The 19,106-nt window shown below is 58.9% G+C and carries 13 protein-coding genes and 7 pseudogenes; 17 read left to right on the plus strand and 3 right to left on the minus strand.

Going from position 1 to position 19,106, the window contains the following annotated elements; genetic code table 11:
• The first annotated feature begins 99 nt into the window (after window positions 1–99).
• A pseudogene (metH, locus tag N7E01_RS10980) lies at window positions 100–3,877 on the plus strand (methionine synthase).
• Between the two features lie 3 nt (window positions 3,878–3,880).
• Window positions 3,881–4,701 (plus strand): annotated as a pseudogene (locus N7E01_RS10985) (helix-turn-helix transcriptional regulator).
• A gap of 104 nt (window positions 4,702–4,805) precedes the next feature.
• Here N7E01_RS10985 and N7E01_RS10990 read toward each other — a convergent pair.
• Window positions 4,806–6,189 (minus strand): annotated as a pseudogene (locus N7E01_RS10990) (DHA2 family efflux MFS transporter permease subunit).
• Between the two features lie 137 nt (window positions 6,190–6,326).
• Between N7E01_RS10990 and N7E01_RS10995 the strand changes: the two are divergent.
• The 4 genes from N7E01_RS10995 to N7E01_RS11010 all read left to right on the plus strand — a co-directional run bounded on the left by N7E01_RS10995 (window position 6,327) and on the right by N7E01_RS11010 (window position 8,686).
• Complete coding sequence (locus tag N7E01_RS10995; protein WP_289172912.1) at window positions 6,327–6,515, plus strand: DUF3460 family protein; 189 nt, start codon at window positions 6,327–6,329, stop codon at window positions 6,513–6,515.
• Between the two features lie 6 nt (window positions 6,516–6,521).
• Window positions 6,522–7,400 (plus strand): segregation and condensation protein A, encoded by an 879-nt coding sequence (locus N7E01_RS11000; RefSeq protein WP_289172913.1) that lies wholly within the window; start codon window positions 6,522–6,524, stop codon window positions 7,398–7,400.
• A gap of 22 nt (window positions 7,401–7,422) precedes the next feature.
• A complete protein-coding gene (gene panC / locus N7E01_RS11005) occupies window positions 7,423–8,268 on the plus strand; it encodes a pantoate--beta-alanine ligase (RefSeq protein ID WP_289172914.1) in 846 nt (281 codons plus the stop codon).
• Window positions 8,269–8,446: 178 nt separating this feature from the next.
• Window positions 8,447–8,686, plus strand: coding sequence for a LuxR C-terminal-related transcriptional regulator (locus N7E01_RS11010; RefSeq protein WP_289172915.1), 240 nt, complete (start codon window positions 8,447–8,449; stop codon window positions 8,684–8,686).
• Here the strand turns inward: N7E01_RS11010 and N7E01_RS11015 are convergent.
• Entirely contained in the window at window positions 8,683–8,976 is a 294-nt protein-coding gene (locus N7E01_RS11015) for a hypothetical protein (RefSeq protein ID WP_289172916.1), read from the minus strand. The genes N7E01_RS11010 and N7E01_RS11015 overlap by 4 nt on opposite strands.
• 2 nt (window positions 8,977–8,978) lie before the next feature.
• On the minus strand, window positions 8,979–9,383 hold the full coding sequence (locus tag N7E01_RS11020; RefSeq protein ID WP_289172917.1) for a hypothetical protein: 405 nt from the start codon (window positions 9,381–9,383) through the stop codon (window positions 8,979–8,981).
• Window positions 9,384–9,484: 101 nt separating this feature from the next.
• Here N7E01_RS11020 and N7E01_RS11025 point away from each other — a divergent pair, with 101 nt between their 5' ends.
• The 11 genes and pseudogenes from N7E01_RS11025 (at window position 9,485) to N7E01_RS11060 (ending at window position 19,105) form a co-directional block, all read left to right on the plus strand.
• Window positions 9,485–10,273: a prepilin peptidase gene (locus N7E01_RS11025; RefSeq protein WP_289172918.1), complete on the plus strand. Its 789-nt coding sequence runs from the start codon at window positions 9,485–9,487 to the stop codon at window positions 10,271–10,273.
• The gene (gene coaE / locus N7E01_RS11030) at window positions 10,207–10,773 is read left to right on the plus strand and encodes a dephospho-CoA kinase (RefSeq protein ID WP_289172919.1); all 567 of its coding nucleotides are present in this window, start codon (window positions 10,207–10,209) and stop codon (window positions 10,771–10,773) included. The genes N7E01_RS11025 and coaE overlap by 67 nt, the downstream gene beginning before the upstream one ends.
• 14 nt (window positions 10,774–10,787) lie before the next feature.
• Window positions 10,788–11,539, plus strand: a pseudogene (gene zapD, locus N7E01_RS11035) (cell division protein ZapD).
• Window positions 11,540–11,742: 203 nt separating this feature from the next.
• Window positions 11,743–12,991, plus strand: a pseudogene (locus N7E01_RS11040) (MdtA/MuxA family multidrug efflux RND transporter periplasmic adaptor subunit).
• A 10-nt stretch (window positions 12,992–13,001) separates the two neighbouring features.
• Window positions 13,002–13,397 carry an efflux RND transporter permease subunit gene (locus N7E01_RS19450; RefSeq protein ID WP_434089507.1) on the plus strand — a complete coding sequence of 132 codons (396 nt, stop codon included), beginning with the start codon at window positions 13,002–13,004 and terminating at the stop codon, window positions 13,395–13,397.
• Window positions 13,306–14,611, plus strand: a pseudogene (locus N7E01_RS19455) (efflux RND transporter permease subunit). The gene N7E01_RS19450 and the pseudogene N7E01_RS19455 overlap by 92 nt, the downstream one beginning before the upstream one ends.
• On the plus strand, window positions 14,608–16,020 hold the full coding sequence (locus N7E01_RS19460) for an efflux RND transporter permease subunit (RefSeq protein ID WP_434089508.1): 1,413 nt from the start codon (window positions 14,608–14,610) through the stop codon (window positions 16,018–16,020). The pseudogene N7E01_RS19455 and the gene N7E01_RS19460 overlap by 4 nt, the downstream one beginning before the upstream one ends.
• Window positions 16,017–16,535 carry an efflux RND transporter permease subunit gene (locus N7E01_RS11050; RefSeq protein WP_289172921.1) on the plus strand — a complete coding sequence of 173 codons (519 nt, stop codon included), beginning with the start codon at window positions 16,017–16,019 and terminating at the stop codon, window positions 16,533–16,535. The genes N7E01_RS19460 and N7E01_RS11050 overlap by 4 nt, the downstream gene beginning before the upstream one ends.
• Window positions 16,528–18,043: pseudogene (locus N7E01_RS11055) on the plus strand (efflux RND transporter permease subunit). Before N7E01_RS11050 ends, N7E01_RS11055 begins: the two are co-directional and overlap by 8 nt.
• The gene (locus N7E01_RS18885) at window positions 18,019–18,642 is read left to right on the plus strand and encodes an efflux RND transporter permease subunit (RefSeq protein WP_350494835.1); all 624 of its coding nucleotides are present in this window, start codon (window positions 18,019–18,021) and stop codon (window positions 18,640–18,642) included. The pseudogene N7E01_RS11055 and the gene N7E01_RS18885 overlap by 25 nt, the downstream one beginning before the upstream one ends.
• On the plus strand, window positions 18,614–19,105 hold the full coding sequence (locus N7E01_RS11060) for an efflux RND transporter permease subunit (protein WP_289172922.1): 492 nt from the start codon (window positions 18,614–18,616) through the stop codon (window positions 19,103–19,105). Before N7E01_RS18885 ends, N7E01_RS11060 begins: the two co-directional genes overlap by 29 nt.
• Window position 19,106: the final 1 nt, after the last annotated feature.

A 19,106-nucleotide genomic window follows, 5' to 3' on the forward strand; every position in this document is an offset into this window, starting at 1 on the left:
TGTAGAGTCAGAGCGCGCTTCTTGCGCACCCGGGCGGGACCCACCCTCGCAAGTTACAATACCGCCCAGAATTCCTTTTTAATCAACAGGTCTCGCCGCGTGTCATATCCAAAGTTGCCCTATCCCTTGTCGTCTTACACCCACGGTGCCGAATTTGTCCGGCGGCTGGCGTCTCGCATCCTGGTGCTGGACGGGGCCATGGGTACCATGATCCAGCAGTACAAGCTGTCAGAGCACGACTTCCGCGGGGCCCGGTTTGCCGATCATGGCAAAGATCTGAAGGGCGACAACGAACTCTTGTCGCTGGTCCGGCCTGACATCATTCTGGATATCCATCGTCAGTACCTGGCGGCTGGCGCTGATGTCATTGAAACCAATACGTTTGGTGCCACTTCGGTTGCGCAGGGCGATTACGATTTGCCCGGATTGGCTTATGAACTCAATCTTGAATCCGCCCGTCTGGCGCGGCAAGCGTGTCAAGAGTTCAGTACCTCTGATCATCCGCGTTTTGTCGCCGGGGCGCTTGGGCCTCAACCCAAAACGGCGTCCATTTCACCCGATGTCAACGATCCGGGTGCTCGTAATGTCACTTTCGATGAGTTGCGGGTGGCGTACACCGAGCAGCTTGAAGGCCTGCTCGATGGCGGCATTGATATCGTCCTGATTGAAACCATCTTCGATACGCTCAATGCCAAGGCCGCCATTTTTGCGGTTGAAAGTGTGTTTGAAGCGCGCGGGGTCCGCTTGCCGGTCATGATTTCCGGTACGGTCACTGACGCGTCCGGTCGTATCTTGTCGGGGCAAACCGTCGAAGCGTTCTGGAACTCGGTGCGCCATGCCCGTCCGGTCACCATCGGGCTGAACTGCGCCCTGGGCGCCGCCCTGATGCGCCCGTACGTTGCCGAGCTGTCCAAAATTTGCGACACCTATGTGTGTGTGTATCCCAACGCCGGTCTGCCCAATCCGATGGCAGAAACCGGCTTTGATGAAACCCCCGATGACACCTCGTCGTTGTTGCGCGAATTTGCGACCGCCGGGCTGGTGAATATGGTGGGCGGTTGTTGTGGTACCACGCCAGATCATATTCGTGCCATCGTTGAGCGCGTTCAGGATCTGCCCACGCGCACGGTGCCCGAGATCCCGGTCAAAACCCGCTTGTCGGGCCTTGAGGCGCTGAACTTTGACAAAGATTCATTGTTCATCAACGTCGGCGAGCGTACCAACGTCACCGGCAGCAAAATGTTTTTGCGTCTGATTCGTGAAGAAAAGTACGACGAGGCGCTGGCCGTGGCGCGTCAGCAGGTTGAAAACGGGGCCCAGATCATCGATATCAACATGGACGAAGCCATGCTGGATTCGGTGGCGTGCATGCGCCGTTTCCTGAATATGGTAGCTTCCGAACCCGATATTTCGCGCGTTCCCATCATGATCGACAGTTCCAAATGGGAAGTGATCGAAGCCGGGTTGCAGTGCGTGCAGGGTAAGGCGGTGGTCAATTCCATTTCCATGAAGGAAGGGGTCGAGGCGTTTCTCGAGCATGCCCGGTTATGTCGCAAGTACGGCGCCGCTGCGGTGGTCATGGCCTTTGATGAAAAAGGCCAGGCTGACACGCTGCAACGCCGGATCGATATTTGCGGGCTGGCCTACAAATTGCTGGTCGAAGAAGTCGGTTTTCCGCCGGAAGACATTATTTTTGACCCGAACGTGTTCGCGATTGCCACGGGTATCGAAGAGCATAACCATTACGCCGTCGATTTCATCGAAGGGACGCGCTGGATCACCGACAATTTGCCTCATGCCCGGGTTTCGGGCGGCGTATCGAACGTCAGCTTCTCGTTCCGTGGCAACGAAGCCGTGCGTGAAGCCATCCACACGGTTTTCCTGTACTACGCCATCAAGGAAGGCATGACGATGGGCATCGTCAATGCGGGCCAGCTGGGGGTTTATCAGGATATCGACAAGCGGTTGCTTGACCTGATCGAAGACGTTGTACTTGATCGCCAGGACCCTTTGGGCAAAGTTGATGCGGCCGATACGCGTACGCCCACCGAGCGTCTGGTCGAGTTTGCGGAAACCGTCAAAGGGTCTGGCACCAAGAAAGAAGAAGATCTGGCATGGCGTGAACAGCCTGTCGAGAAACGCCTGGCGCACGCTCTGGTACATGGGATTACCACGTTCATTGTGGAAGACACCGAAGAGGTCCGCCAGAAAATTGCCGACCAGGGTGGTCGTCCCATCCAGGTGATTGAAGGCCCGCTGATGGACGGCATGAATGTGGTCGGCGACCTGTTCGGGGCTGGCAAAATGTTCCTTCCCAGGTGGTCAAGTCGGCACGGGTGATGAAGCAGGCAGTGGCCCACCTGGTGCCGTTCATCGAAGAAGAAAAGCGCCAGATTGCCGCGGCGGGGGCGATGTGCGCGCCAAAGGCAAGATCGTCATGGCCACCGTCAAGGGCGATGTCCACGATATTGGCAAAAACATCGTGACGGTGGTGCTTCAGTGCAATAACTTTGAAGTCGTGAATATGGGCGTCATGGTGCCGTGTGCCGAAATTCTGGCTAAAGCGAAAGAAGAAAATGCCGACATCGTCGGGCTTTCCGGTTTGATTACGCCCAGTCTCGAGGAAATGGCGTACGTGGCCTCGGAAATGGAGCGCGACGAGTATTTCCGCAGTCGCAAGATTCCCTTGCTGGTGGGCGGCGCAACGACCAGCCGCGTGCATACGGCCGTCAAGATTGCCCCCAACTACAGTGGCCCGGTCATCTACGTGCCCGATGCCAGTCGTTCGGTCGGTGTCGCCACCAACCTGCTATCCGATCAGCGGCAGGTCTACCTTGACGATGTCGCCAAAGAATATGACCTGGTGCGCAAGCGCCATGCCAACCGCAAAGAGTTGCCCATCATCAGCATCGAGCAGGCGCGTGCCAACAAGCCTGCCATTGACTGGTCATCGTATACGCCGCCCCGGCCCAAGTTCATCGGTCGGCGCACGTTCAAGAACTACGATCTGGCTGAACTGGCCAACTATATTGACTGGACACCCTTCTTCCAGACCTGGAGCCTGTTTGGCCAGTACCCGGCGATTCTCGATGACAAGGTGGTCGGCGAGCAAGCCCGTAAAGTGTTTGCCGATGGTCAGGCCATGCTGCGCAAAATCATTGATGGTCGCTGGCTGACGGCCAATGGGGTGGTGGCGTTTTACCCGGCCAATACGGTTAATGACGACGATATCGAGATCTACTCCGACGAAAGCCGTACCGAGGTGTTGCTGACCTGGCGTAATGTTCGTCAGCAGGGCGTCAAGCGGGAAGGTGTCGACAACAAGTGTCTGGCCGATTTCATCGCGCCCAAATCGTCGGGTGTGGCCGATTACATCGGCATGTTTGCCGTCACCGGCGGGCTGGGCATTGAAAAGCGCGAAGCCGAGTTCGAGCGCCAGAACGATGATTATTCATCGATCATGCTCAAGGCGCTGGCCGACCGTTTTGCCGAGGCTTTTGCCGAATGCCTGCATGCCCGTGTGCGCACCGACCTATGGGGGTATGTGCCCGACGAGTCGCTCGATAACCAGGCCATGATTGACGAGAAGTATCAAGGTATTCGTCCGGCACCGGGGTATCCGGCGTGCCCGGAACACATCGTCAAGAAAGACATGTTCCATGTGCTGGATGCTGAAGAGATCCAGATGCTGCTGACAGATTCTTATGCAATGTATCCGGCTTCCAGCGTCTCCGGTTTTTATTTCAGCCATCCGCAGTCCCAGTACTTCAACGTCGGCACCATCGGTGCCGACCAGCTGGCTGACTATGTTCAGCGCAGCGGTCGTACTGAAGATGACGTACGTCGTACGCTGGCTCCCATTCTGGGCAAGCAGTAAGGCATGACGGCCGACGCAGAGTCACTGGCGCCTGATCAGCCTGCGGGGCTGTCCAGGCGCCGTGCTCTGGGTGATTTTTTACGCAGTGTCAGGGCGCGTGTTACGCCGGCCAGTGTAGGGTTGCCGGCCGGGTTACGTCGTCGCACGCCGGGGTTGCGGCGCGAAGAAGTGGCCCAACTGGCCGGCATCAGCATTACCTGGTACACCTGGATCGAACAGGGCCGTGATGTGGCCGTATCGGCCCAGGTCTTGGCGCGTCTGGCCAATGTTCTGCACATGACGCGTGCCGAGCGGCATTACCTGTTTGAACTGGCTGAATGCGCCGATCCTGATCATGCCCGTGAAGCACCCAGCGAATTGCCGGAAGGCTTGCAGGCCTGTGTCGACAGTATTATTGTGCCGGCCTACATCATTGACCGGGCCTGGATGATGCTGGCCAGCAATGCGCCGTTGCGTCGCTTGTTTCGGGGCTGGCCGGGCCATGAGCCCGAGCCGAACCTGTTGCGTTACCTGTTTATTGATCCGGCTGCCCTTGATCTGGTGGTCGATTGGGAAACCCGTGCCCGGCGTGTCGTGGCCGAGTTCCGTGCCGATACCGTGGCGCATACCGATGATCCCCAGATCAGTCAATTGATCGACCTGCTGCGTTCGTCGAGTCCTACGTTTGAACATTGGTGGACGCGGCAAACCGTGGTCGAGCGTGAAGGGGGCGGCGTGGCTTTCATCATCCCGACACCGGTCGGGTGTTTTATCGGCAAATGACGTTCAGTCTGGCGGTTCGGCCCGACTGCAAACTGGTGATGCTGATGGAAGATACGGGTTGATTCATCTCGATGCCAGCCCGTGAAACTGCGTCCGGCAACGTGTGATGTTCCCGTGGCCCGGGAGAGGTTCCGGTGTGTCGTGATCAGCCATACGCCTGTTGGCGTCAGTCTTTTGATGCGTTGTTTGCCCGTTTTTGAAGCTGCGCGGCGGCGTTGGCCGGCAGACGCAAAAACGAGAAAAATGACAAGGCGCAAAAACCTCCGATGGTGATGAAACCCCAGGCGACATCAGACTGCACCAGAGTGTTGGCACCTCGTGCGTTCATGCTCAGGTTCATGGCCAGCGCTGCACAACCTACCCCAAGGCTGACACCCAGTTGCTGGGCCATGGCGGCAAACGTGCTGGCTTTGCTCATTTGATCCGGGTTCAGTTCGGCGTAGGTCAGGGTGTTGACCGCTGTGAACAGCAGCGAACGGAACACGCCGCCAATCGCCAGAATGATAATCATCAGCCAGAAGGGGTGGTGGTTTGAAACAGGGCGCACAGGGCGGTCAGGGAGCCGGCAACCAGGGCGTTGAACATCAGTACCCGTTTGTAGCCAAAGGTCTCGATAACGCGGCTGGCAATGAACTTCATGACCAGTGCTCCAGCTGCGCTGGTAAAAGTGATCAGCCCTGCCGTAAAGGCCGACATGTCAAAGGCAACCTGCAGCAAGATAGCCAGCAAGAACGGGGTGCCCCCACCATGAAGCGGCACAGGTTGCCGCCCAGAACCGAAATGGCGAATGACGGTATGCGTAGCAGGCCAAGGTCAAGAATGGGGTGCGGGTGATGGCGGGCGTGCCACAGGTACAGCAGTCCGCAGGTCAGCCCCGTGCCGATCAGGGTCAGGGTCTGGGCCAGTGACATGTCTGCATTGCCGGTTGATTCGAACCCCCACACCAATGCCGCCAGCGCGACACCGCTCAGGATGAAACCGATCCAGTCAAGGGGGCGAGCGTGCGAGGGAAGATCAGCCCGGATGTAGTTCAGGGTCAGGTAAATGCCTAATACCCCAACGGGGATGTTGATCAGGAAGATCCAGTGCCACGAGGCATACGTGACCAGAAAACCGCCCAGCGGTGGGCCCATGATGGGGCCCAGCAGCGCGGGCATGGCCAGAAACGACATGGCTTTCAGCAGGTCTTGTTTGGGCGTGCGTTGCAGCATGATAACGCGCCCCACCGGCACCATCATGGCTCCGGCCAGCCCTTGGACCAATCGGGCGATGACCAGTTGCTGCAAGGTTTGCGATAGCGCGCAGGCCATTGATGCGACCGAGAACAGCACAATGGCCATGATGAAGACCCGGCGTGCGCCGAAACGCTCACCCGCCCAGCCACTGACCGGTACGAACACGGCCAGGGCCAGCAGGTAGCTGGTAATGGCCACGTTCATGCTGACCGGCGTGGTGTTCAGGGCCAGTGCCATGGCAGGAATGGCGGTTGCCACGACGGTGGCATCCAGCATTTGCATGAACAGGGCGCACCCGACAATGAACGGAATCATGCGGATGGCCGCACGTTCGCGGTCAGACAGGTGAGGAGTGGGGTCGCTGCGCATGGGTAGATTCTAACTTTACCCGGCTGAAGTAAACTTGAGGGTTGACGGCAATATTGCCAAACCCATTTTAGCGAATCAGCGCCATGGCCAAGAACTACGAGTCTGAAATCACCCAGTTTCTGAAGCATTACAAGCAGCAGCATCCTGATGTCGAACAGCGTCAGCGCGAAGGTCGCGCACGGTTGTGGGACAAAAATCTTGACCCTGAACTGCAAGAGCAGTTCAAGGCCGGGCGTGTGCAGCAATCGTCTTACGTCTACCAGACCCGGTAAGACAGGATGACGCTGCCGGGCGGTGCTGGTCCTGACCTGTCGGCGCTGGTAGAACCAGTTGTCGACAGTACCCCCGACGTTATCGATCATGTGGCATTGGCGCGTCTGTATGGCGAGCCGTTGTTTTCTTTGCCGCAAGATCTGTATATCCCGCCCGATGCCCTTGAGGTGTTTCTGGAAACCTTCGAGGGTCCGCTTGATTTGCTGCTTTACCTGATTCGAAAGCAGAATTTCAATGTGCTCGATATCCCGATGGCCGAGGTGACGAAACAGTACCTGTCCTATGTGGACCAGATCCGTAGTCACAATCTGGAACTGGCCGGCGAATATCTGCTGATGGCGGCGCTGCTGATTGAAATCAAGTCGCGTATGCTGTTGCCGGTCAGAAAGGCCGATACGGGCGAAGAGCCCGATGACCCTCGTGCCGAACTGGTCCGGCGGTTGCTGGAGTACGAGCAAATGAAGCTGGCCGCGCAGAAGCTGAATGCGCTGCCGGTGCTGGGACGCGATTTCCAGCGTGCTCATGCCCTGATGGATATTCGCATTGAACGCATGTTGCCCGATGTCAGCCCCGATGATCTGCGCCAGGCGTGGGCCGATATCCTGAAACGTGCGCAGCTCAATGCGCATCATAAAATTACCCGCGAACATCTGTCGGTTCGCGAGCACATGACCAAAATCCTGCGACAGCTGTCGGATGTCCGGTTTCTTGAGTTTACGGAACTGTTCAATGACGCGATCCGTCAGGGGCAGGGTGTGCCCGTTATTGTGGTCCATTTTCTGGCCATGCTTGAGCTGGCTCGCGAGTCGTTGCTTGAAATCACCCAGGCCGAACCGTATGCCCCCATTTACGTGCGTCTGGCGTATATTCGCGCTGTCGAATAACGCCCGCTCAACGGAGACCTTTTTGAAAGTCGTTCACACCATTGAAGAATTGCGAGACCAGCTGCGAGGCCAGTTGCGCGTTTCATTTGTGCCCACCATGGGTAACCTGCATCAGGGGCATTTGTCGCTCATGAAACTGGCGCGCCAGCATGGCGATCCGGTGGTTGCCAGCATTTTTGTGAACCGCCTGCAGTTCGGGCCCAATGAAGATTTTGACCGGTATCCGCGTACGCTTGAGGTCGATATTGAAAAGCTCGAGCGCGAACGCGACGTGTATGTGCTGTTTGCTCCGCACGAAAAAGAAATGTACCCCGAGCCGCAAAGTTATCAGATTTTGCCTCCGGCAGATCTGGGTGGCATTCTCGAGGGTGAGTTCCGGCCGGGGTTCTTTACCGGTGTGAGTACCGTGGTGCTGAAACTGTTTTCCTGCGTGCAGCCCCAGGTGGCTGTATTCGGTAAAAAAGATTATCAGCAGCTGATGGTTGTGCGCCATATGTGCCGGCAGTTTCAGCTGCCGGTCAAGATCATTGCCCACGAAACCGTGCGGGACACCGATGGTCTTGCCTTGTCGTCACGCAACCGTTATCTGTCAGAGCACGAGCGTGCCGAGGCGCCCCAGTTGTACGCTTGCTTGCAGGGAATTCGTACGCGACTGCTGGCCGGTGCCAGCAATCCTGACGAGCTGACGCAAGAGGCAGCGGCTTTCCTGACGGCGCGTGGCTGGGACGTTGATTATCTGACCTTGCGTCGCCAGCGCGACCTGTGTGCACCCTCGCCGGAAGAAATCAGGAGTGCCGAGCCGTTGGTGATCCTTTCGGCGGCCAAGCTGGGCGCAACCCGTCTTATCGACAATCTGGAAGTCTTCTAGGGCCTCTGGCTAACGTGGCGTCCCGGCCCTGACCTCACAACTCCACATGCAGGGGTTGTGAGGTTTTGTCTATGGTGGATTTCCATATTGTGGTCTCTACCCTGTCAGATCTGGCAGGCGACGGAATCGTTGTGTCATGGAACAATCGGCGCACATGACAACAACACAGGAGACGACCTTGACCCGTACCGATTACCTTGATCGCCCGTTATCTGTCCTGACGCCCCGTGAACGCGATGTAATGCATTACGTCGCGCTGGGTACAGCCAACAAAGTGATTGCCGAGGAACTGGGTGTTTCCAGGCGTACTATCGAAGCCCACCGGGCGCGGATATTCCAGAAGCTGAAAGTGCGCAATGCGGTCGAACTGGCGCGGCACGTAGTACTGACCTTGCACGAGCCGCGTCTGGATGCCTAAGGCCGGCAGTTTGGTGCAGGGCGGTTGCCCAGCTCATTGATGCCATCCACCTCGGCCTGTCGTGTCAGGCGGTAGTCGAGCGTCGGCCGGATGTCATTGATGGTGTCGATGCGTAAAACATTGTCGGTCATGAACGTCAGGCGTGCCTTGGTAGCCTTGCCATCGGTTTCAAGGATGACACGCCAGGGGTTCGTGTCGACAACAGACCAGCAGCCTTGTTCAAGTGTGGTGGTCGGGTTGGTCGCATCAAGCTGAATCGTGCGGGCGCGCCATTGGCCGTTGGGGGCCATGGTCAGGGTAATGCGAGTGGCCGGGCAGCTCTGGCGGCCGTCAAGCAGGCAGGGCGTTGTCCCCAGAAACGTTTTGGCCTCGCGCAGGGGGCGAATGGTTGCCGCTGTGCTGGCGACAGGGGGCTCGGTCGTGTCGGCAGCCGCCGCAGAGGAAGCGGCGGTCGCTTCAGGCGCCGGTTTTCCTGGGTGTTGCCAAAGCCCAGTTGCAATTGCGAGGGTGCGCGCTGGATGGTGCGACCCTGAGCCTGGTGTTGTGCATCGCTAAGGGTGGATTCGGGCCCGGTTTCATAGTAACCCGGGGTTTGCTGCTTGGCGCAACCGGCGACGATGAAGGCACTGGCGATGACGGCAGCCATCAGGCCAGGACGAAAGGCGTGCTTTTTGGGGCGGGCATGGTGATGTTCCATCAAGAATTCGGATCAGGGGCTATTCTACGCAACTATCCGGGAGGCCGTAATCCCTGGACAGCCTGGCTTCGGGCCTCGCGACGTCATCGGGTCAGGACATCGTGGTGTGGGTGGTGTTCGGTGCGTTATTTGGCGTCGGGGTTTATGGTCTGGGCGGTTGCTATACCTCACGTGTTGTCAGGTTGTTTGGTTTGCCGGCAGACAGCGACCGGCCGGTCGGCCGGTCCATCCTGGCTGCGTCGGTCTGGGGTAGCCTGGGGGTCATTGTGTTTGCGTTCCTGTTGCTGAAGGACAGCGGGTCGGTCCCCATGATGGCGGGTCTTGGTGTGTGCACAGTGCTTGGGGTGCTGGCAATTGTCGACTGGCACACGGGCTATCTGCCCGACGAATTGACGTTGCCTTTGTTGTGGGCGGGTCTGTGCTGGTCGTGGCTGGGGTTTGGGGTTTCGCCCCAAGACGCGGTGGGCGGCATTATCGTGGCCTGGGGCGTCTTGTCCCTGGTGTTCTGTGGGTATCGGTGGGTGCGTCGGCACGAAGGTATGGGTCGGGGTGACATCAAACTGACAGCGGCCCTCGGCGCCTGGACAGGGTGGCCGATGGTGGCCGAATTATTGTTGCTGGCGTGTGTCTTCGGGGTGGTGCTGGCCCTGGTGCGCAACGGTTCAAGGGGGATATGGGTGGATTTCCGTTTGGGCCGTGCCTGTCGCTGGCCGGTGTACTGTTTCTGCTGGCGCTCCCGACCTAAAATAGTGTCAATTCATACAACGGATATCCAGCATGCTGAAGATTGGTTTAACCGGGGGCATCGGTTCGGGCAAAACCCGTGTTGCCGATTTGTTCCAAGAGTGGGGGCTTTGTTATTGATACCGATGCCATTGCCCATGAACTGACGGCGCCGGGTGGTGCGGCCATGCCGGGCATTCTCGGGGCGTTTGGTCAGGCGGCCCTGGCACCTGACGGCGCGCTTGATCGTGCGGCCATGCGTGAGATCGTTTTTCGTGATCCTCAGGCCCGGTCGCGTCTCGAGGCCATTATTCATCCTTTGATTGCACACGAAGCTCTGGCGCGTGCCGCCCTGGCGCAGGGGTGTTATCTTGTTTTTGTGGTGCCGTTGCTGGTAGAGTCAAAACGCTGGCTTCACCAGGTGGATCGGGTCTGTGTGGTCGATTGTGATCCCGATACCCAGGTTGCGCGGGTGCAGCAGCGTAGCGGGCTGACGACCGATGCCGTTAGGCGTATCATGTCGGCACAGGCCAGTCGTGAAGCGCGGTTGGCCGTGGCGCACGATATCGTGCTCAACGATGGCGCCACGACGCCCGTGCAGCTTCAGCAGCGCGCCAGGCAGCTCCACGAGCAATGGTGCACCCTAGGGTCTCAGTTAAAACAATAAAGGTAGCTGGTTCAGTGATTTTGTACGAATATCCCTGCAACGAACGGGTTCGGGCCTTGCTTCGGGTCGAGCATCTGTTTGGGCGCCTTTTTTCTTCGCCGGGCAGGAAGACGTCAATCACCATCAAATCGCTATGGCGACGCTGTTCGACTTGCTCGATGTCTGTGATCGCACCGATCTGCGGGGTTCCGTGCTGCAAGACCTCGACCGGCAGCGCGCGGCCTTGTCCGCCTTGCGCGAGCACCCCGGGGTCGATGCCGGCACCGTTGAGAAAACGCTGTCAGACATCGAAAAGGCCACTGCCGATCTGGCGAACCAGGGACGTATCGCCCAGGTGTTGCGGGACAACGAGTGGCTGGCCAGTTTGCGGGGTCGTCTCACCGTGCCGGGCGGGTCGTCGCCGGCCGATATTCCGTCGTATTACGCCTGGCAAATCAAGCCGGTTCAGGTGCGCCTGAACGATTTGCAGCACTGGATTGCTCCGTTCCGGCCGTTGTATAACGGTCTTGCACTTATCTTGCGGCTGCTGCGCGAATCAGGCCATCCGGCGGATGTTGCGGCAGAGCAAGGGGCCTACCAGGAAATGCTGGCCGGAAAATCCTTTCAGTTGTTGCGGGTATGGGTTGATCCGGCGCTGGGTGTATTTCCCGAAATGAGCGCTAACAAGTACGTTATCTGGGTTCGGTTTTCTATGCAAGACAACGAGCTCAAGCCCATTGCGGTTACCCGACGCGTGCCGTTTCGCCTTTCCCGTTGCAATTTGTAGCGGTTTGCGCGCCTTAACGTGTGGTTGCCGGCGTTTTTGTACGCGTGTCGTGCGGCCATGGGTAGCGGCGTGTCCCCTATTCTGTCACGTAATTGTTGCGTTCAATTTCAGAATGCGCAGTGGTTCGCGTGTCCAGGGCCTGTTCTGGGCGAGAATAGCACTCAATCAATTTACCTACTCTACGGATACGACAGGAGCAGTTCATGTCGAAATTGCGCGATGACGGCGGGTCGCTGAAACGCAAGGGGCTTTGGGCCCTGGCTGTTTTAGCCATGGTGGCCGGTCTTGCCTGGTGGTATTGGGGCGGGTCTACGCCGTCACCTGCAGGTGCGCCTGTTGCCGCTGGTTCCACAGGTGGGCCATCGCGCGTTTCCGGGGCGGCTGCGTCAGGTACCTCCGGGCGCCCTCAGGGGCCGGGCGGGCCGGGTGGCATGATGGCGGCCATGACGGTGCCCGTTCGTGTGGCAACGGTTGAGCAGCAACCCATCAGTACGCTGTTTACGGCGGTCGGCACCGTCACTGCATTCAATACGGTTACGGTGCGCAGCCGGGTGGATGGTGAGTTGCAGCGTATCTATTTTGACGACGGGCAAAAGGTCAAGGCGGGCGATGTGTTGGCCCAGATTGACCCGCGTCCGTTTCAGGTGGCGCTTGACCAGGCGCTGGGGCAGCAGGCCCAGAACCAGGCCCAGCTTCAAAATGCCCGAAGCGACCTTAAGCGTTACGAACAGCTGTTTGCCCAGAATTCATTGGCACGCCAGCAGCTGGAAACCCAGCGTGCCCTGGTTCAGCAGTATCAGGGGGCGCAAAAGTCTGACCAGGCCAATGTCGACAGCGCACGTCTTCAGCTTGAGTTCTCAAAATCACCGCGCCGATCAGCGGCCGGTTGGGGTTGCGGGTTGTTGACCAGGGCAATCTGATTTCGTCGGGCAGTACCGAGGGCTTGGTGGTCATTACCCAGACTCAGCCTATATCTGTCTTTTTTCTTTGCCCCAGGCCCAGTTGCCGGCCGTGCTTGAACGTTTCGGCAGTGGCCAGGCATTGCAGGTTGACGCTTTTGATGGTGGTTTCAATCGCAGGCTGGCGCAAGGCACGCTTGAGGCGATCGACAATCAGATCGATGTCGCAACGGGTACGGTGCGCCTGAAGGCTCGTTTTGAAAATGACGATGACACCCTGTTTCCCAATCAGTTCGTGAATGTCCGGCTGCGCGTCAGCACTCAGGACAATGCGTTGGTCATTCCGACGGCGGCTGTTCAGCAGGGGTCGGCGGGGGCGTTTGTGTATGTGGTGGGTGAAGACGATACTGTCACGATACAGCCCGTCAGGACGGGCACCATCGAAGGTCGGCATGTGGCGGTTACCGACGGGCTGGCTGCCGGTCAGCGCGTGGTGACCGAAGGCGTTGATCGTTTGCGGGCAGGCACGCGCGTCCAGATCATCCAGCCCTGAGGCCAGATCCGTGAACATCTCCCGTCAGTTCATCTTGCGGCCGGTAGCCACCACGCTGGCCATGATTGCGGTGTTGATTGCCGGGATTCTGGCCTACCGGCTGCTGCCGGTATCGGCCTTGCCGGAAGTGGATTACCCCACGATTCAGGTGTCCACCACCTACCCCGGCGCCAGCCCGGATGTCATGACGTCGCTGGTGACGTCGCCGCTTGAGCGCCAGTTTGGTCAGATGTCGGGCTTGACGCAGATGTCGTCCACCAGCTCGGCAGGGGCTTCGCAAATTACCCTTCAGTTCGGGCTCGATGTGCCGCTGGATGTGGCCGAGCAAGAGGTGCAGGCGGCCATCAACGCCGCTTCCAATCTGCTGCCCAACGATTTGCCGGCCCCCTATCTACAACAAGGTTAACCCGGCCGATACCGCGGTGATCAGTCTGGCGGTCACGTCACCGACCCTGCCGTTGCATGAGGTACGCGACCTGATCGACCTGCGGGTTGCACAGAAACTGTCCCAGATTTCGGGTGTGGGCCTGGTCAGTATCGCCGGTGGCCAGCGGCCGGCCGTGCGTGTTCAGGTTGACCCGCAGGCGTTGTCAGGACAAGGCCTGACGCTGTCATCGGTACGTTCAGCCATTCTGGCGGCCAATGTCAACCAGCCCAAGGGCAATCTGGATGGCCCGGAGCGTTCGACAACCATCAATGCCAACGAGCAGCTCAGTTCGCCCGAAGAATACGAAGCCCTGATTCTGGCCTACGAAAATGATGGCGCCTTTCGTCTGGGCGATGTGGCCCGCGTGGTGCGCGATGCCGAAAACCTGCACCAGGCGGCATGGCTGGGTACGACGCCGGCCATTCTGCTGAATATCCAGCGCCAACCCGGTGCCAATGTGATTCAGGTAGTGGATCGGGTCAAAGCCTTGCTGCCTGAACTGCAGCGAGGGTTGCCGGCGGGCGTGGATCTGGCTGTGGCGTCTGACCGCACTCAGACCATTCGCGAATCGGTGCGCCATGTGCAAACTGAAATGGTCATGGCGATCACCCTGGTGGTGCTGGTTACATTCGTTTTTGCGCACCTGGACGGCTACATTCATTCCCAGCGTGGTGGTGCCGCTCTCGCTGGTCGGCACCTTTGCCATCATGTATTTGCTGGGGTTCAGCGTCAATAACCTGACCCTGATGGCGCTGACCATTGCTGTCTCCGCTTGAGGCGGCCTTGAAGGAGCTCCGGCCCAGATCGGTTTTACGCTGATTTCGTTGACGCTCTCGCTGGTGGCGGTGCTGATCCCGCTCTTGTTCATGAGCGATGTCATTGGCCGTCTGTTCAGCGAGTTTGCGTTGACGCTGGCGGTGGCCATTCTGTTGTCATTGGTCATCTCGCTGACTCTGACTCCCATGATGTGCGCGCGCCTGTTGCGCCCCGAATCTGAAGCCCGTCATGGCCCGGTCCAGCAGCGCCTTGGTCGGGCCATCGACGGGTTGATCAAGGCGTACGATCACGGCCTGGTCCGGGTCTTGTCGCACCAGCGGGCGACGCTCTGGGTGGCCTTGGGTACGCTGCTGGTAACGGCACTGCTTTATGTCTGGGTGCCCAAGGGGTTTTTCCCCAGCAAGACACCGGCTTGATCCAGGCGATCAGTCAGGCCGACCAGACAGTGTCGTTCAGTGCCATGTCGCGTCTGCAGTTGCAGGCCGCACACATCATTGCCGAAGACCCGGATGTTGACACCGTGACTTCGTTTACCGGCGTGGATGGTACCAACACCACCCTGAACACAGGGCGTTTGCAGATTGCGCTTAAACCGCTTGCTCAACGGGCCGATAATGCGCAGGCCATTATTGCCCGGTTGCAGCAGCGTTTGCAGGCGGTGTCGGGCCTTGAGGTTTTCATGCAGCCGGTGCAAGACTTGACCATCGATGACAAGGTCAGCCGTACCCAGTATCAGTTCACCCTGTCGGATCCGGATCCGGCGGTGCTGGAAACCTGGGTGCTGCGGTTGGTGGATGCGCTTCAGGCCCAGTCCGGTCTGGCGGATGTGACCGATGACTTGCAAAACCGTGGCCTGCAGACCCTGCTGTCGATCAATCGCGATACGGCGTCGCGGGTGGGGGTGACCTTGTCTGCCGTGAATGAAGCTTTATACGATGCCTTAGGGCAACGGCAGATTTCAACAATTTTTACGCAGTCGGCCCAGTACCGGGTGGTGCTGGAAGTGGCGCCCGAATACCGGCAAGATCCGGCGGCTCTGGATTTTATTCACGTACAAACGGCCGATGGCGGGACGGTGCCGCTGACCAGCCTGGTGACGGTCAGCCAGACGTCCACGTTATTGTCGGTAGGGCGGCAAGACCAGTTTCCGGCGGCGACCGTATCGTTCAATTTGCCCAAAGGGGTGGCGCTTTCCGATGCTGTGGATGCAATTCAGCAGGTGTATGCGACGCTGGACCTGCCGGCATCGGTTGAGTTGCGTTTCCAGGGGGCAGCGCGTGCATTTGAGGCGTCGCTGAGCAGCACGCTCTGGTTGATGCTGGCGGCGGTGGTGGCCATGTACATTGTGCTGGGTGTGCTGTACGAAAGCTACATCCACCCGGTCACCATCCTGTCGACCCTGCCGTCGGCCACGGTGGGGGCGCTGCTGGCGTTGCTGCTGACCGGAAAGGATCTCGACATGATCGGAGTCATCGGCATAATTTTGCTGATCGGTATCGTCAAGAAAAACGCCATCATGATGATTGATTTCGCCCTGGATGCCGAGCGTTCACGCGGGCTGACGCCGTTGCAGGCCATTCACGAGGCGGCATTGCTGCGTTTTCGCCCCATTCTCATGACGACGCTGGCGGCGCTGTTCAGCGCCATACCCTTGATGCTGGCTACCGGTGCCGGGTCCGAGTTGCGCCAGCCACTGGGGCTGGTCATGGTCGGTGGGCTGATTTGCAGCCAGTTGCTGACCCTGTTCACCACGCCGGTCATTTACCTGATGTTTGACCGGTTGTCGCAACGGTGGCGCGCGCTTCGTCGCGAGGTTGCCGCGTGAGGTGGCTTGGCGTCTTCATTGTTCGGCCGGTCGGCACCACGCTGATTTGCCTGGCGATGGTGCTGGCAGGCTTGCTGGCCCTGCGCTTGTTGCCGGTTGCGCCTTTGCCGCAGGTTGATTTTCCCATGATTTCGGTCACGGCCCGCATGGCGGGTGCCAGCCCCGAAACCATGGCGTCCAGCGTTGCGATGCCGCTAGAACAATCACTGGGTACGATTGCCGGGCTGACTGAAATGAGCTCGCGCAGCACGGAAGGGTCGACGCGAATCACCCTGGTGTTTGATCTGGATCGGGACATCAACAGCGCGGCGCGTGATGTGCAGGCCGCCATCAATGCGGCACGCGCCTCGTTGCCGTCAGCCTTGCGCGATAACCCGACGTATAACAAGGTGAACCCGGCGTCAGCGCCCATCATGGTGCTGTCGCTCACCTCGGACACCTTTACCCAGGGGCGTTGTACGATCTGGCGGCCACGGTGCTGGCCCAGAAACTGGCGCAAGTCGAGGGGTGGGTGAGGTCAGCATCGGCGGCAGTTCGTTGCCGGCCATCCGTATCAGTTTGAATCCGCAGGCGCTGGTTGCGGCCGGCGTATCGTTGGACGAGGTGCGTTCTGCGTTGGCCAATGCAAATACGGTACGGCCGTTGGGCGTGGTTGAAAATGACACGTACCATTGGCAGATCAGTACCGGCGGCCAGATGGACCAGGCACAGCAGTATCGGCCACTGATTGTGGCCTGGCGTGACGGTGCCGCCATTCGTTTGCAAGACGTGGCGACGGTTGAGGAAGGGGTCGAAGAAATCTTCAACGTCGGCTTCTACAACGATCGCAAGGCGGTGTTGCTGATCATCCGGCGTCAGCCCGATGCCAACATCATCAAGACGGTTGATGCGATTCGTGACCTGATGCCAACGTTCCAGGCCATGGTGCCGGCGCAGGTCGACCTGAAAATTGCACAAGACCGTACGCCCAGCATTCGCGCGTCCATGGATGAAGCGCGTCTGACGCTGGTCATTGCAGTGGTGTTGGTTGTCCTGGTGGTACTGCTGTTCTTGCGCAACGGGCGGGCCGCCCTGATTCCCAGTATTGTGGTGCCGGCATCGCTGATCACGACATTCATTCTGATGTGGGCGCTGGACTACAGCCTGAACACCATGTCGCTGATGGCGCTGATTGTGGCCACCGGGTTTGTGGTGGACGATGCCATTGTCGTGCTCGAAAATATCATGCGGTACGTCGAGCGGGGCTACAGCCCTTGCGCGCAGCCATCAAGGGGTGCGTGAAGTCGGGTTTACTGTGGTGGCCATGAGTCTGTCGCTGGTGGCCGTGTTCATCCCGATTCTGCTGATGTCGGGCATCGTGGGTCGGTTGTTTCGCGAGTTTGCAATGACCTTGTCGGCGGCGATTCTGGTGTCCCTGCTGTTGTCTTTGGTGTTGACGCCGATGATGTGTTCACGCCTTCTGGAGCGTGACTCGCAGATACTGCCGCGTCATGGGCTGTTGGTCCGGGGCTTGATATGGCTGGGCGATGTTTCGGCTCATGGCTATCGCCGTTCGCTGGATTGGGCCCTGGCCCACGGGCGGTTGATGCTGCTTGTGCTGGTGGCCACCATTGGCCTGAATGTCTATTTGTATGCGGTGGTGCCCAAAGGCTTTTTCCCGCAGCAAGATACCGGTCAATTACTGGGGTTCTTTCGCACTGACCAGGGCACCTCGTTCCAGTCGTTGTTACCCAAGCTTGAAAAATTCCGCAATGAGCTGCTGAAAGACCCGGCCATTGAAAGTGTCACCGGCTTTGCCGGTGGGCGCGGGGGCAGTAACTCCAGTTTCATGCTGATTCAGCTCAAGCCCCTTGAAGAACGCGGGGTCAGTGCTACTGACGTCGTCAACCGGTTGCGTGGCCGTTTCACGAAAGAGCCTGGCGCGCGTCTGACGCTGGTGCCGCAGCAGGACATTCGTGTGGGGGGCGTCAAGGGCTGGCGTCGTATGAATACACCCTCATGGGCAGTGACCTTGAGTTATTGAAGACCTGGTTGCCGCAGGTGCAGCGGGCGCTGGCAGGGCTGCCCGAGCTGGTGGATGTGGACAGTGATATTGAAGACAAGGGCCGCCGTGTCGAGCTGATCATTGATCGCGATGCGGCGACCCGTCTGGGCGTGGATATGGCCCTGATTGCCAGTACGTTGAATAATTCGTTCAGCCAGCGTCAGGTATCGGTCATTTATGAGCCCCTGAATCAGTATCGTGTCGTCATGGCGGTTGAACCCCGTTATGCCGAAGATGCGGAATCGTTGAAACTGGTGCAGGTGGTCACCGCAGATGGCCGGCGTATCCCGTTGTCGGCGTTCACCCGCTTCGAGGTTGGCAATGCCCCGCTCAGTGTGCGTCACCAGGGGCTGTTTGCCGAAGAGTCGGTGTCGTTCAGTGTTGCACCGGGTGTTTCGCTTGACCAGGCGACGCGGGCTATTGACGATGCGGTGGCGCGCACCGGTTTGCCCACCCAGCAGATTCAGGCCATGTTCCAGGGCAATGCCCAGTGCCCTGCAACAGTCGATGTCGCAACAGCCCTGGCTGATTCTGGCGGCACTGGTAACGATGTACATCGTGCTCGGCATGTTGTATGAAAGCTATATGCATCCGCTGACTATTTTGTCGACCTTGCCGTCGGCGGGGGTCGGGGCCTTGCTGGCGTTGATGCTGGTGGGTATGGAGTTTTCGCTGATTGCCCTGATCGGCGTGTTTCTGCTGATTGGCATTGTCAAGAAAAACGCCATCATGATGGTGGATTTTGCCTTGCAGGCCGAGCGGAATCAGGGGTTGAGCCCGCGTGATGCGATTTATCAGGCGTGCCTGACGCGCTTTCGTCCGATCATGATGACGACGTTGTCGGCCATGTTCGGGGCATTGCCGCTTGTTTTTGCGACCGGGGCGGGGGTTGAGTTACGCCAGCCGCTGGGCGTTACGATTGTGGGCGGGTTGGTCGTCAGTCAGGTCCTGACGCTGTACACCACCCCGGTGGTTTATTTGTATCTTGACCGTTTGCGTCATTGGGCGGCCCGACGGCGGGCCGCCCGTCAATCGTCCTGAA

The organism is Neopusillimonas aromaticivorans, assembly GCF_030344915.1.
GTDB classification, from domain to species: domain Bacteria; phylum Pseudomonadota; class Gammaproteobacteria; order Burkholderiales; family Burkholderiaceae_B; genus Neopusillimonas; species Neopusillimonas aromaticivorans.

Coding starts and splice junctions, on each gene's coding strand:
- N7E01_RS10995 (WP_289172912.1), top strand. CDS start 6,327: ATGGCCAAGAACTACGAGTCTGAAATCACCCAGTTTCTGAAGCATTAC.
- N7E01_RS11000 (WP_289172913.1), top strand. CDS start 6,522: ATGACGCTGCCGGGCGGTGCTGGTCCTGACCTGTCGGCGCTGGTAGAA.
- N7E01_RS11015 (WP_289172916.1), bottom strand. CDS start 8,976: ATGGCCCCCAACGGCCAATGGCGCGCCCGCACGATTCAGCTTGATGCG.
- N7E01_RS11020 (WP_289172917.1), bottom strand. CDS start 9,383: ATGGAACATCACCATGCCCGCCCCAAAAAGCACGCCTTTCGTCCTGGC.
- N7E01_RS18885 (WP_350494835.1), top strand. CDS start 18,019: ATGGGCAGTGACCTTGAGTTATTGAAGACCTGGTTGCCGCAGGTGCAG.
- N7E01_RS11060 (WP_289172922.1), top strand. CDS start 18,614: ATGTACATCGTGCTCGGCATGTTGTATGAAAGCTATATGCATCCGCTG.